The following is a 308-nucleotide window of genomic DNA, read 5'->3' on the forward strand; positions in this document are numbered from 1 at the left end:
TAAGGAGCCAGCCGCCTAAGGTGGGACAGATGATTGGGGTGAAGTCGTAACAAGGTAGCCGTATCGGAAGGTGCGGCTGGATCACCTCCTTTCTAAGGATAAAGCTGGACTTGTGAGCCAGACAAAATAGTTTGTACACGATCTTTGTTTGTTTAGTTTTGAGAGTGCAATTCTCTCAAAACATTCGTTCTTTGAAAACTAGATAATCGTAATGAAGAAGCAAAGTAAACATCGAGTAATCGCCATTTTAGATTTTCTCTCTTATGTAAGTAAGAGTTATAAACCTTTTAGGTTAAGTTAGAAAGGGC

1 rRNA gene is annotated in these 308 nt (G+C 39.9%); it reads left to right on the forward strand.

The features are described from left to right. A 16S ribosomal RNA gene (locus M3610_RS27655) occupies positions 1–92 on the forward strand; the annotation flags it as partial. Positions 93–308: the final 216 nt, after the last annotated feature.

This window comes from Neobacillus sp. MER 74 (assembly GCF_023714155.1).